Source organism: Leisingera sp. CC-HEC096, assembly GCF_059429235.1.
On record NZ_JCAIJS010000006.1, the window covers coordinates 52,175 to 66,273 of the forward strand.

Genomic DNA, 14,099 nt, shown 5'->3' on the forward strand with positions numbered 1-14,099 from the left:
GTTTAGCTCCCTGCCTGGTCTGCTTTGGCCTGCTGGCGGGCAGAGAACATCAGGATGATCAGAACCATGGTCAGCAGGATCATCGAAGCCGCGGCGCCGAACGGCCAGTTGCCGGCGTTGCCCTTGAACTGCTCCTCGATCAGCGAGCCGATCATGAAGTTCTTGGCCCCGCCCAGAAGATCCGGCGCCAGGAAGGAGCCCATTGAGGGCACGAACACCAGGATGCAGCCCGCCACCACGCCCGGTTTCACCGCGGGCAGCACGATGCGGCGCAGGGTGGTCCATTTGCTGGCATAAAGATCCGCCGCCGCCTCAGACAGCGAGAAGTTATAGCGCTCCACCGCCGCATAGACCGGCAGCACCATGAACGGCAGGTAGGAGTAGAACAGCCCCAGCTGCACCGCAAAGTTGGTGTTGACGATGTGGATCGGGCTGTCGATCAGCCCGGTGCCGATCAGGAAGTCATTGAGCGGCCCCTGATCGCGCAGCAGGAATTTCATGCTCACGGTGCGGATCAGCAGGTTCACCCAATAGGGGATGGTGATCAGGAACACCCAGACGGGCCGAACATTCTCGGGCCGCGTGGCGATGAAATAGGCGGTGGGGAAGCCGATCAGAAGGCTGAGCAGCGTCGCCGCGCCGGCCTGCCAGATCGAGCGCCAGAAGATGGTGATGTAGGTCCACTCGAGCTTCGGCGGCTCATCTCCGAACAGCCCGCGGTCAAAGAAGAACTGGTCATAAGCCGCGAGTGAAGGTTCCCAGATCACCCCTCCGCGGAATTCCTTGGTCAGGAAGGAATAGATCAGCATCATGCAGACGGGACCCAGCACAAAGATGCCGAGCACCGCCCAGGACGGCAGCAGCAGCCAGCCGCGGGCGTCCTTGTAGGTATCTGCGCGGGCCGAGCCGCCGCTTGCTGCGCCTGCTGCCATCAGTCCATCAGGAGGCGCCCGGCCCCCAGCTCCATGTTGACGAAAATCTCGCTGCCCGGCTCAAAGATCCGCTTGTTGCCGCGGTCGGAATTGGAGGTGCGCACGATGAACTGCGGCCCCTCGGCCAGATCGACCAGTGTGCTGATGTCGGTGCCCACAAAAATATTCTCGGCGACCCGGCCCTTGAGGCTCTCGGCCTCCACCGGCACGTCGGACATGAACAGGCGTTCAGGCCGCACCGACATATGCACCTTGGCGCCTGCGCCGATGCCGTCCACCGAGTTGCAGGTCAGCGCATGGCCGCCGCCCAGGTGGCAGACCGCGCGGCCATTCATCACCTGATCGACGGAGACCTCCAACAGGTTGGTTTCACCGATGAAATCCGCCACGAACATGTTGCGCGGCTGCTCATAGATCTCGGTCGGGGTGCCCAGCTGCTGCATCTCCCCCGCCGACATCACCGCGATGCGGTCGGACATGGTCAGCGCTTCCTCCTGGTCGTGGGTCACGAAGATGAAGGTGATCCCGGTCTCGCGCTGCAGGTGCTTCAGCTCAAGCTGCATGGCTTTACGCAGCTTCAGGTCCAGCGCCGACAGCGGCTCATCCAGAAGCAGGACTTTTGGTTGTGGCGCCAGCGCACGCGCCAGCGCCACACGCTGCTGCTGGCCGCCTGAGAGCTGGGACGGCTTGCGGGCAGCGAATTGCGACAGCTGGACCAGCTCCAGCATCTCGCCCGCGCGTTTGCGGGCGGCGGATTTGGACTTGCCGCGCATCTCCAGGCCAAAGGCCACGTTGTCCAGGATCGTCATATGCGGGAACAGCGCATAGTTCTGGAACACTGTGTTCACGGGCCGCTGATGCGGCGGCAGGCTTTCGATCTCGTCGCCGAACAGCAGGATCTCGCCCTCGGTCACATCCTCGAAACCCGCGATCATCCTGAGCAGCGTGGTCTTGCCGCAGCCCGAAGGCCCCAGCAGAGTGAAGAACTCATTGTCCTTGATGGTCAGCGAAATGCGCTTGAGGGCGGTGAAATCCCCATAGCGTTTGACCGCATTGCGCACATCAATCGCATCTGTCTTGTTGCCGGGCACTTGCGCCTCCCCGTCTGCCGCGTTTCGTTTGATCCAGCATAGGAAGGCCCGGGGGCTGCACTAAGAATTGACTCCCTCAGCAAATGTTAGTCTTTGCCTAATCTTTGATATGCGTTCAAAATCAATGCCTTACAGTATATCGCTCCGGGTTTGCCTGCCCCTAAGCCTTGCGGCGGAAACCGTGTCTTTGGCCTGCGCTCAGGTACCGCTAAGCTGGGGGCGGCATTCCCAACAGCGAAACGGTGAGACGATGCAAGGCACCCGCACGGAACGAGACACGATCGGGCAGGTGGACCTGCCCGCAGACAGCCTGCACGGCATCCAGACAGAGCGGGCGCGGCAGAACTTCCCGATCACCGGTGTTCCGCTGTCGCATTTCCCGGCGCTGGTGCGGGCCCTGGCGATGGTGAAATCCGCCGCCGCCAGCGCCAATGCCGAAACCGGCGGGCTGGCACAGGACAAGGCCGCAGCGATCACCGCGGCCTGTGCGGAAATCATCTCCGGGCAGCATCATGAGCATTTCAGCGTCGACATGATCCAGGGCGGGGCCGGCACATCCACCAACATGAACGCCAATGAGGTGATCGCCAATCTGGCCCTGATGCAGATGGGCCACCGCCCCGGCGACTACGCGCATCTGCACCCCAACGACGACGTGAACCACGGCCAGTCCACCAATGACGTCTACCCGACCGCCATCCGGCTGGCGGTTCTGGCCAGCACCGCGCCGCTGTGCGAGGCGCTGCACAGGGTGCAGCAGGCCTTTGACGAACGCGGCCGGGCTTTTGACGGCATCGCCAAGGTGGGCCGCACCCAGCTGCAGGACGCGGTGCCGATGTCGCTGGGGATGGAATTTGCCTCCTTTGCCGTCACCGTGGGCGAGGATATCGACCGGCTGCGCGATGTCAGCCGGCTGCTGACCGAAGTGAACCTGGGCGGCACCGCCATCGGCACCGGCGTCAATGCCGAGCCCGGCTATGCGCCGCTGGCGCTGCGCTGCCTGTCGGAGCTTTCGGGGTTTGATCTGACCCAGGCGGGCCACCTGGTCGAAGCGTCCTCCGACCTCGGCGCCTTTGTCACCTATTCCGGTATCCTGAAACGTGTGGCGGTGAAGCTCTCGAAGATCTGCAACGACCTGCGGCTGTTGTCCTCCGGCCCGCGCGCGGGAATTGGAGAGATCACCCTGCCGGCGGTGCAGGCGGGGTCCTCGATCATGCCGGGCAAGGTCAACCCCGTGATCCCGGAGGTGGTCAATCAGGTCTGTTACCAAGTGATCGGCAATGACCTGACCATCACCATGGCCGCCGAGGCCGGGCAGTTGCAGCTTAATGCGATGGAGCCGGTGGTGGCCTATAACTTGCTGGAATCCATCCGCATTCTGAAGAATGCCATCGAAGTCCTGACAGAGAAATGCGTGAAGGGGATCACCGCCAACGAGGACCGCTGCGCCGCGCTGCTCGACAACAGCCTGGTGCTGGCCACAGCCCTGGCCCCGTACCTGGGCTATGACGCCGCCGCAAAGATCGCCAAGGAAGCCCTGGCCAGCGGCCGCAGCCTCCGCGAGGTGCTGGCGGAATCCGGGAAATTGTCAGCTGACAAAACCGAGCAAATTTTAACGGCTGCGGCCATGCTGAAGGAGCCGGAGCGTTAAGCTCCGGCCTCAGCCGGTCAGGTCTTCCAGGATCCGGTCCATCATCGCATCGCAGGCGGCCAGCTGGTTCAGTTCCAGATACTCGTCCGGCTTGTGCCCCTGCCCCGCCATTGACCCCGGGCCGCAGACCACGGTGGGGATTCCCAGCTGGGCAAAGAACCCGGCTTCGGTGCCAAAAGCCACTTTGGTTGAATTGTTGCTGCGGGCGAGTTTCCGGGCGTAAGCCACGACGGGGCTGTCCGGCGGCACGTCGAGACCGGGGTATGCGTTGTACTGCTGCACCCCGATATGCGCCGCCGGCGCCGGATAACGGGCAATGACACGGTCCGCCGCCGCCTGAATGCGGGCCAGAATGTCTTCCGCCCGGTCGGCGGCCAGATGGCGGTATTCAAACGTCAGCTCGGCCCGGTCCGGCACGATGTTAAGCGCGGTGCCGCCGGACATTTTGCCTGCGTGCACAGTGGCATAGGGCACATCATAGGCCGCATCCCGCGCGCCGTTGGCGGCGAAATCCGCCTGCAGCGCGCGCAGTTCGGACAGGAAGTCCGCCGCCAGGTGCAATGCGTTGGTGAATTCCGGTGCGAGGGCGGAATGGCCGCTCTGGCCGTGGCAGATGGCGCGCAGGGCGGCCTTGCCCTTGTGGCCGGTGGCCACCTGCATCTCCGTCGGCTCCCCCACGAAACAGGCGCGCGGGCTGCCGGTCAGCGGCGCCAGACGCTCCAGCATCTCTTGAATGCCAACGCAGCCGATTTCCTCGTCATAAGAAAGGACAATCTTCAAAGGTTCTTTCAAATCCGCCGTTGCCGCCCGCCCCGCCAGCGCCAGAACACTGGCCACATAGCCCTTCATGTCGGTGGTGCCGCGGCCATAGACGCGCTCGCCTTCGCGGGTCAGGCGGAAGGGATCGCGGGTCCAATCCTGCCCGTCCACCGGCACCACATCGGTATGCGCCGACAACAGAACCCCCGGCCCCGCCGGGCCTTTTTCGGCATAAAGCCCCGTTTTCGAACCATCCGGCGACGGGATGCGCGTCACCGCAAAGCCATGCCCGGCCAGAACCCCCTCCGCATAGGCGGCCAGATCCAGGTTGGAGTTGCGGCTGACCGTGTCAAAACCGGTCAGCCGCTCCAGGATCTCCAGCGTTCTGGCAAGGTCAGTCAAGCCGGAACCCGATCTTGAGGCCGACCTGATAGTGGGCGACCTTGCCGTCTTCGACATGGCCGCGGATCTCGCCCACCTCAAACCAGCCAATGTGGTCGATGGTCTTGGACGCCCGGGCAATCGCCCCGCTCACCGCGTCCTCGATGCTGCTGGCGGAGCTGCCCACCACGTCAACCGTCTTGTAAACTGCGTCACTCATCACCTTTCTCCTCACTCTGCGGCCAGCTCGGTGATCTCGCGGCGGAACGGCAGCGCATCGCCGATGTCCGGCCCGTCCAGCTCCCGCGCATAGCGGTGGCCTGCGTAAGTTGCCCACGCAATCGGCCCCGGCGCGTTCGCATCACCAATCAGTTTGACCGATTTGATGCCTGCGTCCAGCCATTCCGCCTGGCGGGTGAGGAGGTTTTCGTAAAGGGCATCGTTGCCAAGGCGCGAGGCGACCATCACCACCGCGTCCGCCTCGATATTCCAGGTGCGGTCCGTGTAGGTGCAATTGCTGACAACGCGGCCGGCGTGGATTTCGGTAATGCCCTGATTGAGCACAATTTCCACCCCGGCCTCGACCAGGCGCGGGTGGATGGCCACCTGCTCCAGCGTGTTGTTGGTCCAGTCGCTGACATAGGCCGACGGCGTGACCAGCGTCACCTGCGCGCCCCTCGAGGCCAAAAGCTCGGCCAGAACCCCGCCCATGTAGTAGTGGTCATCGTCATAGACCACCACGCGGCCTTCGGGGATGGTGCCATCCATCAGGTCGTCAGGGGTATAGACCTTGGCGCCTTCAGAAACCGGCATCGGCACCACATGCTGGCGGGACACCCCGTCGCGGCGCCAGGTGGAGCCGGTGGCGATGCAGACGTTCTCAAACCCGAACTCCAGGATGCTGTCCGCATCCAGCGGGCTTTCGCGGTAGATCTCCACATTCGGCCGCTGGCTCAGCTGATAGTCGCGGTAGTCGACCACACGGCCCCAGGCGTTCAGCCCCGGCAGCTGGCGCTCGCGCGTGACACGGCCGCCGATCACGTCCTTGGCCTCGGCCACCGCCACGTCATAGCCGCGGCGGCACAGCGCCCAGGCGGCCTCCAGACCGGCGGGGCCGGAGCCCACAACCAGCACGTTGGAGCTGCCGCCCTTGGTGTTCATCTTCTCCGGATGCCAGCCCTTGCGCCATTCCTCCATGAAGGTCGGGTTTTGGGTGCAGCGGCTGATCGACATCGTCATGTCGCCGGTGATGCAGATGTTGCAGCCGATGCATTCGCGGATGTCCTCGATACGGCCTTCCTCGATCTTCTTGGGCAGGAAGGGGTCGGCAATCGAGGGCCGTGCGCAGCCGATGAAGTCCAGCGTGCCGGATTTCACCATCCTGGCCATCACGTCCGGGCTGGTGAAGCGGCCGACGCCCACAATGGGCTTCTCCGTCAGCTCATGTATGCCGCGCACCAGCTGTTCCTGCGCGGCTTCCTCCTTGAAGCGGCTCGGGCCGGAGCAATCCTCCCACGTCCCCTGCGCCAGGTCCCAGAGATCCGGCAGGTCCTTGTTCATCTCGATATAGTCGCGCACCTCGGCGTTGGAGAAACCCAGCTCGCCGATGGTTTCATCCAAGCTGACCCGCAAAGTGATCGCCATGGTGTCGCCCACGGCGTCGCGCATATCCGCGATAACTTCCTGGCTGAACCGCGCCCGGTTCTCCAGGCTGCCGCCGTATTCATCCGAGCGCTGGTTGGTGGCGCGGCTCAGGAAGTGCTGGAAAATGCCGAACCCATGCGCGCCATACAGGCAGATCAGGTCGAACCCCGCCGCCTTGGACCGTTTCGCCGCATTCACGAACCAGCGGCGCAGGTCCTTGATGTCCTGTTTGTCCAGCGCGCGGGCCTGCACCGGGTCATTGGTGAAGGTGCGGATGGGCAGGGCGGAGGGCGCCAGCGGCACCTCCTTGGAATAAAGGTTCGGGCCGTTGATCCCGGAATAGGCCAGCTGAATCCCGGCCAGCGCGCCGCGGGTCTTCATCTTTTCCGACATCCGGCGCAGCTGCGGGATATCCTTGTCCTCCCACAGGCGCAGTTCGATGAACGGGGTGATTTCCGAAGTGTGATGCATCTCGCACTGTTCGGTGAAGATCACCCCCCAGCCGCCTTCTGCCTTGATGCCCCGCATCGCCGCCGCAGCAGAGGGGTCGCGATAGCCGCCGCCGTTGCAGTGCGGCACCTGGTAAAACCGGTTCTTGGCTGTGAGCGGGCCGATCTTCATCGGCTCGAACAGAATGTCATAGCGGGGATCGCGCAATTTCCATCTCCTTCGTGCAAGAGTGCCCAAAGGGTACAGGACTGGCAGGGGCGCTAAAGTTCAGCTTGCGGAAGCATTGATTAGCCTGCCGCTAAGCCGGTGGCCTAGCCCTGGGGCGCGGCGTTCAGCCCCGGCAGCGCGCCGTCCTTCACCAGCTCTGCGCAGTGTTCAACGAAGGAGCGGATGGTGATCGAATTCTCCGAGTCCGGCGCCATCAGCAGCCCCATCCGCATCGGCCGCAAATCGCCCTTCAGCGGGATAAACTTCAGCGTCTTGCCATCGGGGGACTGGTCATTGACCGGGCGGATATTGGCAATCGAATAGCCGTAGCCATTGGCCACAAGGCTACGCATCACCGCCATGTCGCGGGTGCGCTCGGCCACATTGGGCTTGATCCCGGCCTCATGGAAGAACGACAGGAAATATTCCGCGCTGAACGGCAGGTCCAGCAGCACCATCGGATGCTCGCGCAGCTCCTTCACTGTGACCTCCGGCAGATCCGCCAGCGGATGATCCTCACCCACCAGCGCATAGGGCGGCAGCTCCGCCAGGGTGACAAAGCGCAGGTCCGCCGGAATATCCAGGTTGTAGGTCAGCGCAATGTCCAGCTCCGCGCGCCGGATGCCGCTGAAGATCGCCGCCTGGTCCAGCTCGATCTGGCGCACGTTCACATCCGGATACCTGTCCTCGAACCCGCGCCGCACGGCAGGCAGCACCACCTGGGCAAAGGTCACCAGGCAGCCGATTGCCAGCGGCCCCCGCACCTGGCCGGAGATATCGCCTGCGATGTCCATCAGCCGGTCAGCCTCGCGCAGCACGGTGCGGGCCTGCTCCAGCATCACCCGCCCCGCCTGGGTCAGCGCCAGCCCCTGGGCGTGCTGGCGCACAAACAGCGGCAGCCCGAATTCCTGCTCCAGCTGGGCAATCGCCGCCGAAATCGACGGCGACGACACGTTCACTTTCTCCGAGGCCAGCGCGATAGAGCCCGCCTCCCCCACGGCGACAAAATACTCCAGCTGGCGCAGCGTGTATCTGACTGGCAAGGGCAGGCTCTCCCGGGGTTAGGCTGATCAGGCTTTGTACTTGATCCAGGTGGTTTTCAGGGCAGTGTACTTCTCCAGCGAGTGCAAGGACAGGTCCCGCCCGAAACCGGACTGCTTCATGCCCCCGAACGGCGTCTGCGCCGACAGCGCGTCCACCGTGTTGACGGAGACTGTGCCCACATGCAGCTTGTCCGCCACCCGGCAGGCGCGGCTGAGGTTGTCGGTCCAGACAGAGGCCGCCAGCCCGTAAATCGAGTCATTGGCCATGGCGACGGCCTCCTCCTCGCTGTCAAACGGGATTACCGACAGGACGGGGCCGAAAATCTCATCCCGTGCCAGCGGGTTATCGTGGCTGACATCGTCGAAAATCGTCGGCTGCACAAAACAGCCCTTGCCATCCACAGTGACACGCGCACCGCCCGCGACCAGGTTGGCCGACGCCTTGCCCGCCTCAACGAAGCGCATGATGCCCTCGGTCTGCTTTTCATCCACGATGGCGCCCATTTTCGAGGCCGGGTCCAGCGGATCACCCGGCTGGGTTGCCTCGGCCCGGGCAATCAGCTTTTCGACAAAGGCGTCCTTGATCGAACGCTCCACATAAAGCCGCGAGTTGGCCGAACAGACCTCGCCCTGATTGAAGAAGATGCCAAAGGCAGCCATGTCCGCAGCCGCATCCAGATCCTCGCAATCCGCAAACACCAGGTTCGGGCTCTTGCCGCCGGTTTCCGGCCAGACCTGTTTCAGGTTCGACTGGCCGGAATACTGCATGAACATCTTGCCGATGGCGGTGGAGCCGGTGAAGGCGAGGCAGTCCACATCCATATGCAGCCCCAGCGCCTTGCCCGCGGTGGCGCCATAGCCCGGCACCACGTTGAAGACCCCATCCGGCACCCCGGCCTCTGCCGCCAGCTCCGCCAGCCGCAGCGCCGATAGCGGCGATTGCTCCGCCGGTTTCAGCACCACGGAATTGCCCGCCGCCAGCGCCGCCGCCGCTTTCCAGGTCGCCATGTCGAGCGGGAAGTTCCAGGGCGTCACCGCCCCCACAACGCCCAAAGGCACGCGGGACACCAGCGCCAGATCGCCCGGCCCGGTCGGCGCCACCTCGTCATATACCTTGTCGATCGCCTCAGCATACCACTGGAAGAAATGCGCAGACCCCGGCGCGTCAATGGTGGCGGCATCTGTCACCAGCTTGCCCATGTCCAGGGAATCCAGCAGCGCCATCTCCTCCAGATTGGCGCGGATCAGATCGGCCAGCCGCAGCATCACCGCCTTGCGGGCCCCCGGCGCCATCCGCGACCAGCGCCCGTCCTCAAAGGCCCGGCGCCCGGCGGCCACTGCGCGGTTCACGTCTTCCTCATCGCATTCGGCGACTTGCGCCAGCACCTCACCCGTCGCCGGGTTCACGCTGGCAAAGGTCCTGCCCGAGGCCGCATCCGTGAACGTGCCGTCAATAAAGGCCTGCCCACGGAAGGTCAGCGCCGCAGCGCGGGTTTTCCAGTCGTCGTAAGTGTAGTCCAGCATGTCTTTCTCCCTGATGCGCCGCGCCTATCCGCCGCTCATTCGTCCCCGGGCACGCCGTAGGACGGCGCCTCGCGCGGGTCGAGCGCGCGCTGGACATAGGCGTCGAGCTGCGGCTTGTAGACTTCCCAGGCGGCGGCGACGGCCTCAATCGGGCACTCCTCCGTCCAGTCGCAGCGCAGATCGGCGACCGGCCAGCTCACCTTGTCGACGATCTTCAAGCCGGCCGAATGCACCGGCCCGGCCTCGCCGCCCGCGGCCAGCCCGGCGCGCAATGCGGCGATCAGCCGGTCGCCGAGATGGCCCTCCGCCGCCTGAAACCCGTCCACGATCACCTGGCAGACCCCGTCATTGGCCAGCAGGTTGCCGCCCGAGGCGACATCCCGGCCTTCCGCCTGGGTCCAGATCCCCAGCGAATTCGGACCCGAATGAATGGCGGTGCCGCCAATACTATCCACCGCCAGCACCTGCCGGTATTCGATGAACCGCCCGATCTCGCGCACCTTGGCCACCGCGGCGGCGGCGGTCATGCCCTGCTCCATCAGGTCCAGCGCCAAGGGACCCAGGCTGGGGTCGGTCACATTCTGGCTCGCCACCGCGCCAACGCCCGCGCGGGCAAAGGAACAGCGCGCCGCCACGGCAGGCGATGACGACGAGATCGCCACCCCGAACATGCCCGTTTCCGCGCAGCGCGCCACAAGCGAAAATGTCATCGTCTCTCCTCCTCACCAGCCACTGGCGATGATCCGTTCTTCATCTGGCCGGAAATATCCTCGGGGGTGAATTGAGCCGCAGGCTCAAGAGGGGGCAGACAGCCCCCTCCGCGCTTCCGGATCAGTCCGGGATAACGGCGGTGCCGTCGATCTCCACCAGCCACTCGGGCCGCGCCAGCGCCTGCACCACCAGGCCGGTGGAGACGGGATGCACGCCTTTGATATACTCGCCCATGGTGCGGTAAACCGCCTCGCGGTGGCGCACGTCGGTGATATAGACCACCACCTTGACCAGATGCTCCATCGAGCCGCCGCACTCCTCGATCAGCTGCTGGATGTTCTGCATCACCTTATGGGTCTGCTCGACCGGATCGTGGCTCTCGATATTCTTCGCATCATCCAGGTTCTGCGGGCACTGGCCGCGCAGGTAAACGGTCTTGCCGCCTTGGGTCACCACCGCCTGGCACAGGTCGTTGTCCAGCTTCTGTTCCGGGTAGGTGTCCGAGGTGTTGAACTTGCGGATGCGGGTATGGGCCATGAAATCCTCCTGATGTGACGGGGCCGGCCGGATATTGCGTTTGCCGGAAAAACTCTCACGCGCCGCCGGACAGCCAAAGCACCTTCTGGCTATCCCTTGCTTCGGCTGCGGCTAAGCCCGCGCTCAAACCTGATCCGCGCGGCGTTCGGCGGGGCCGCGGTAGGCTTCATAGTCACGCTGAATGGCGATCTGGTCGGCCACATGCTTGGCGTCATGCCAGACCCCCCAGATGAAGGTCGAGCCGCGCCGCGACTGCCAGGGCAGGCCCAAGAAGTAGATGCCCGGCTCGTTCGACACCCCGCGCTGATGCTGCGGGCGGCCGTGCGCGTCAAAGGCATTCACCTTCATCCAGGTGAAGTCCTGGCGGAAGCCGGTGGCCCAGAGGATGGTGGTGATGCCTTCTTTCTCCAGATCCAGTTCCCGGATCGGATGGGTCAGGCTTTCCGGATCCGGGAAGGCCTTGCGCGCCTCCGGTTCCTCCGGCAGGTCTATACCGGTGCGGGCGACATAGGAGTCGGCCAGATCCAGCATCTTCAGGTAATCGGCGTCGCCATTGGCGATGTTCTGCTGCAGGTCGCCTGCAAATCTCATGGTGCCACCCTCATAGGCCTCGGTCAGCCCCAGCAGGGTCACGCCCTCGCCCGCCAACCGGCGGAAATCCATGGTCCGGCCACCATAGGCGCCGCTGACAGAGATCGTCACATGCTCCTTGCCCGGCTCCTGCGCTGCCTGGTCCCACAGGCCCAGAACGCCCAGCCACCAGACAAAGTCGCGGCCCCGGTACATCCGCGGCGGGCGGTCATGCGGGCCGACCGACAGGAAGACCTTGCGGCCCGCCCGGTTCAGCTCATCTGCAATCTGCGCACCGGAAGACCCCGCGCCCACCACCAGCACCGCGCCGTCAGCCAGCTGATCGGGGTTGCGGTAGTGGAAAGAGTGCAGCTGATCGACGCTGGCCCCTTGCGGCACCACCGGCGGGATCACCGGATGCTGGAAGGCGCCGGTGGCGGCGACGATGCGCTGCGCCTCGATCACCCCGTCCGAGGTTTCGACCCGGAACCCGCCGCTGCCATCGATGCGCTCGGCCTTCAGAACCTCGACCCCGGTGCGGATTGGCGCCTCGATGCGCTCGGCATATTCGGTAAAATAATCCGCCACCCGGTCCTTGCCGGCAAAGGCCTCCGGATCGGTGCCGGTGAACTCCAGGTTGGGAAAGCGGTCGTGCCAGGCCGGGCCGTTGGCCACCAGCGAGTCCCAGCGGCCGGTCCGCCAGGCCTCGGCGATGCGGTTCTTTTCCAGCACCAGATGCGGCACGCCGTTGCTGGTCAGATGCTCGCTCATGGCGACGCCCGCCTGGCCCGCACCAACAACCAGCGTGTCAATCTTCTCTATCGCCATCTCCAGACCCTCTCCTGACACTGCGGCACGGGCTGCACGCCTGCCGCGCTTCCTCAACAGGAATTCCACACCGCCGGGTCAGGAAAAAGAAATCTATGGCTTACCTCTGCTTCGCGTGGGGCTAAGCAGGGGAAAATGTCTGAGTTCAAGGGCTTGAACGAGGGGGCTGTCTGCCCCCTCGCGCTCCCCCGAGGATATTTTCAGCCAGATGAAGAACGGATCCGGTGCCTGCCGCGGGCAAAGAGACAAGACGCCAGGTCAGGAGGCGCTGCCGGAGATGTTAAGGTCCGGCCTGCCCTACCGCATCACGAAGGGGTCCGGGATCGGATCGTCGCTGGTGCGCAGCCAGACCGCCTTGACCTTGGTGTAATCCAGCGCCGCCTGCAGGCCGCCCTCGCGGCCATGGCCCGACAGGCCGTGGCCGCCAAAGGGCGCAATCGGGCTGACCGCGCGGTAGGTGTTGACCCAGACAATGCCCGCGCGGATACCCCTGATCATCCGGTGCGCCCGGGTGAGGTTCTGTGTGAAGACGCCCGAAGCCAGGCCAAAGGCGGTGTTGTTGGCAATTTCCATCGCTTCTGCCTCGGTCTCGAAATCCACCACCGACAAGACCGGCCCGAAGAATTCGGTGCTGAGGCAGGGCGCCTCCGGTGCGTCCGAGCAGTCCAGCACGGTGGGCGGGAAATAGAACCCCTCCCCTTCCGGAGCGGTGCCTCCGGTGACCAGCTTGGCCCCTGCCTGCACCGATGCCGCGATCAGGCGCACCGCATGGTCGCGCTGTTTCAGGGTGCACAGCGGCCCGACCTCTGTCACCATGTCATCCGGCGCGCCAATGACCACCGCTTCGGCTTTCTCTTTCAGCCGCGCAAGGAAGGCGTCCTTGATGCCCTTCTGGATCACCAGCCGCGATCCCGCGACACAGCTTTGCCCGGTCGCCGCGAAAATCCCCGACACCTGCGCATTCACAGCGCTTTCCAGGTCGGCGTCGTCAAACACGATAAAGGGCGACTTGCCGCCCAGCTCCAGCGAGGTGGAGGCGAGATTCTCAGCCGAATTGCGCACGATATGCCGCGCGGTTTCCGGCCCGCCGGTGAACGCCACATGGGCCACCGATGCGTGGCTGGTCAGCGCCGCGCCCGCCTCCGGCCCGCCGGTGATCACGTTCAGCACACCGGGCGGGAAACCCGCCTGGTCAAAGATGCGGGCGAATTCAAGCATTGGCGCCGGGCCGTCCTCGGAGGCCTTCAGCACCACCGTGCAGCCCGCCGCCAGCGCCGGGCCGATTTTGACAGCGGACAGGAACAGCTGCGAGTTCCACGGCACGATGGCGGCCACCACCCCCACCGGCTCGCGCCGCAGCCAGACTTCCATGTCGGGCTTGTCGATCGGCAGATGCGCGCCCTCGATCTTGTCCGCGAGGCCAGCGTAATAGCGGTAATACTCCGCCACATAGGCGATCTGGGCCGAGGTCTCGCGGATGATCTTGCCGGTGTCGCGGGTTTCCAGCTCTGCCAGTTTTGGTGCATGTTCCGCCACCAGATCCGCCAGCCGCATCAGGAGCTTGCCGCGCTGGGTGGCACTCATCCCGGCCCATTCAGGGGAGAAAAACGCGTCCTCTGCCGCATGGACCGCCCGATCCACGTCAGCCGCCGATGCGCTTGGCATCCGCGCCCAAGACTTGCCGGTTGCAGGATCAAGGCTTTCAAAGGTCCCGCCCGCGTCCTCAAACGCGCCGCCAATATACTGCTGGAAGGTCTGCATCTGCCGCTCC

At 64.6% G+C, this 14,099-nt stretch carries 12 protein-coding genes; 1 reads left to right on the forward strand and 11 read right to left on the reverse strand.

Annotated features, from left to right (window positions below):
- Positions 1-2: 2 nt before the first annotated feature.
- Positions 3-932, reverse strand: a complete 930-nt coding sequence (locus AC5STI_RS20635; RefSeq protein WP_495448138.1) for an ABC transporter permease — start codon at positions 930-932, stop codon at positions 3-5.
- Positions 932-2,023, reverse strand: coding sequence for an ABC transporter ATP-binding protein (locus tag AC5STI_RS20640; RefSeq protein WP_421054970.1), 1,092 nt, complete (start codon positions 2,021-2,023; stop codon positions 932-934). The genes AC5STI_RS20635 and AC5STI_RS20640 overlap by 1 nt, the downstream gene beginning before the upstream one ends.
- Positions 2,024-2,273: 250 nt before the next feature.
- Between AC5STI_RS20640 and AC5STI_RS20645 the strand changes: the two genes are divergently transcribed.
- On the forward strand, positions 2,274-3,674 hold the full coding sequence (locus AC5STI_RS20645; protein ID WP_495448139.1) for an aspartate ammonia-lyase: 1,401 nt from the start codon (positions 2,274-2,276) through the stop codon (positions 3,672-3,674).
- Positions 3,675-3,683: 9 nt separating this feature from the next.
- Here the strand turns inward: AC5STI_RS20645 and argE are convergent, their stop codons facing one another.
- From argE to AC5STI_RS20690, 9 genes are all read right to left on the reverse strand, one after another.
- Entirely contained in the window at positions 3,684-4,835 is a 1,152-nt protein-coding gene (gene argE / locus AC5STI_RS20650; protein ID WP_495448140.1) for an acetylornithine deacetylase, read from the reverse strand.
- On the reverse strand, positions 4,828-5,034 hold the full coding sequence (locus AC5STI_RS20655) for a dodecin (RefSeq protein WP_475053479.1): 207 nt from the start codon (positions 5,032-5,034) through the stop codon (positions 4,828-4,830). The genes argE and AC5STI_RS20655 overlap by 8 nt, the downstream gene beginning before the upstream one ends.
- Positions 5,035-5,045: 11 nt before the next feature.
- Positions 5,046-7,115, reverse strand: coding sequence for an oxidoreductase (locus tag AC5STI_RS20660; protein WP_495448141.1), 2,070 nt, complete (start codon positions 7,113-7,115; stop codon positions 5,046-5,048).
- A 104-nt stretch (positions 7,116-7,219) separates the two neighbouring features.
- A complete protein-coding gene (locus AC5STI_RS20665; RefSeq protein WP_495448142.1) occupies positions 7,220-8,158 on the reverse strand; it encodes a LysR substrate-binding domain-containing protein in 939 nt (312 codons plus the stop codon).
- A gap of 27 nt (positions 8,159-8,185) precedes the next feature.
- Entirely contained in the window at positions 8,186-9,682 is a 1,497-nt protein-coding gene (locus tag AC5STI_RS20670) for an aldehyde dehydrogenase (RefSeq protein ID WP_495448143.1), read from the reverse strand.
- 35 nt (positions 9,683-9,717) lie between these two features.
- A complete protein-coding gene (locus AC5STI_RS20675; protein ID WP_495448144.1) occupies positions 9,718-10,392 on the reverse strand; it encodes a DUF1028 domain-containing protein in 675 nt (224 codons plus the stop codon).
- Positions 10,393-10,513: 121 nt separating this feature from the next.
- A complete protein-coding gene (locus AC5STI_RS20680; protein ID WP_495448145.1) occupies positions 10,514-10,930 on the reverse strand; it encodes a RidA family protein in 417 nt (138 codons plus the stop codon).
- Between the two features lie 123 nt (positions 10,931-11,053).
- The gene (locus tag AC5STI_RS20685) at positions 11,054-12,328 is read right to left on the reverse strand and encodes a flavin-containing monooxygenase (protein WP_495448146.1); all 1,275 of its coding nucleotides are present in this window, start codon (positions 12,326-12,328) and stop codon (positions 11,054-11,056) included.
- Positions 12,329-12,625: 297 nt separating this feature from the next.
- Positions 12,626-14,089, reverse strand: coding sequence for an aldehyde dehydrogenase (locus AC5STI_RS20690; protein ID WP_495448147.1), 1,464 nt, complete (start codon positions 14,087-14,089; stop codon positions 12,626-12,628).
- Positions 14,090-14,099 lie beyond the last annotated feature (10 nt).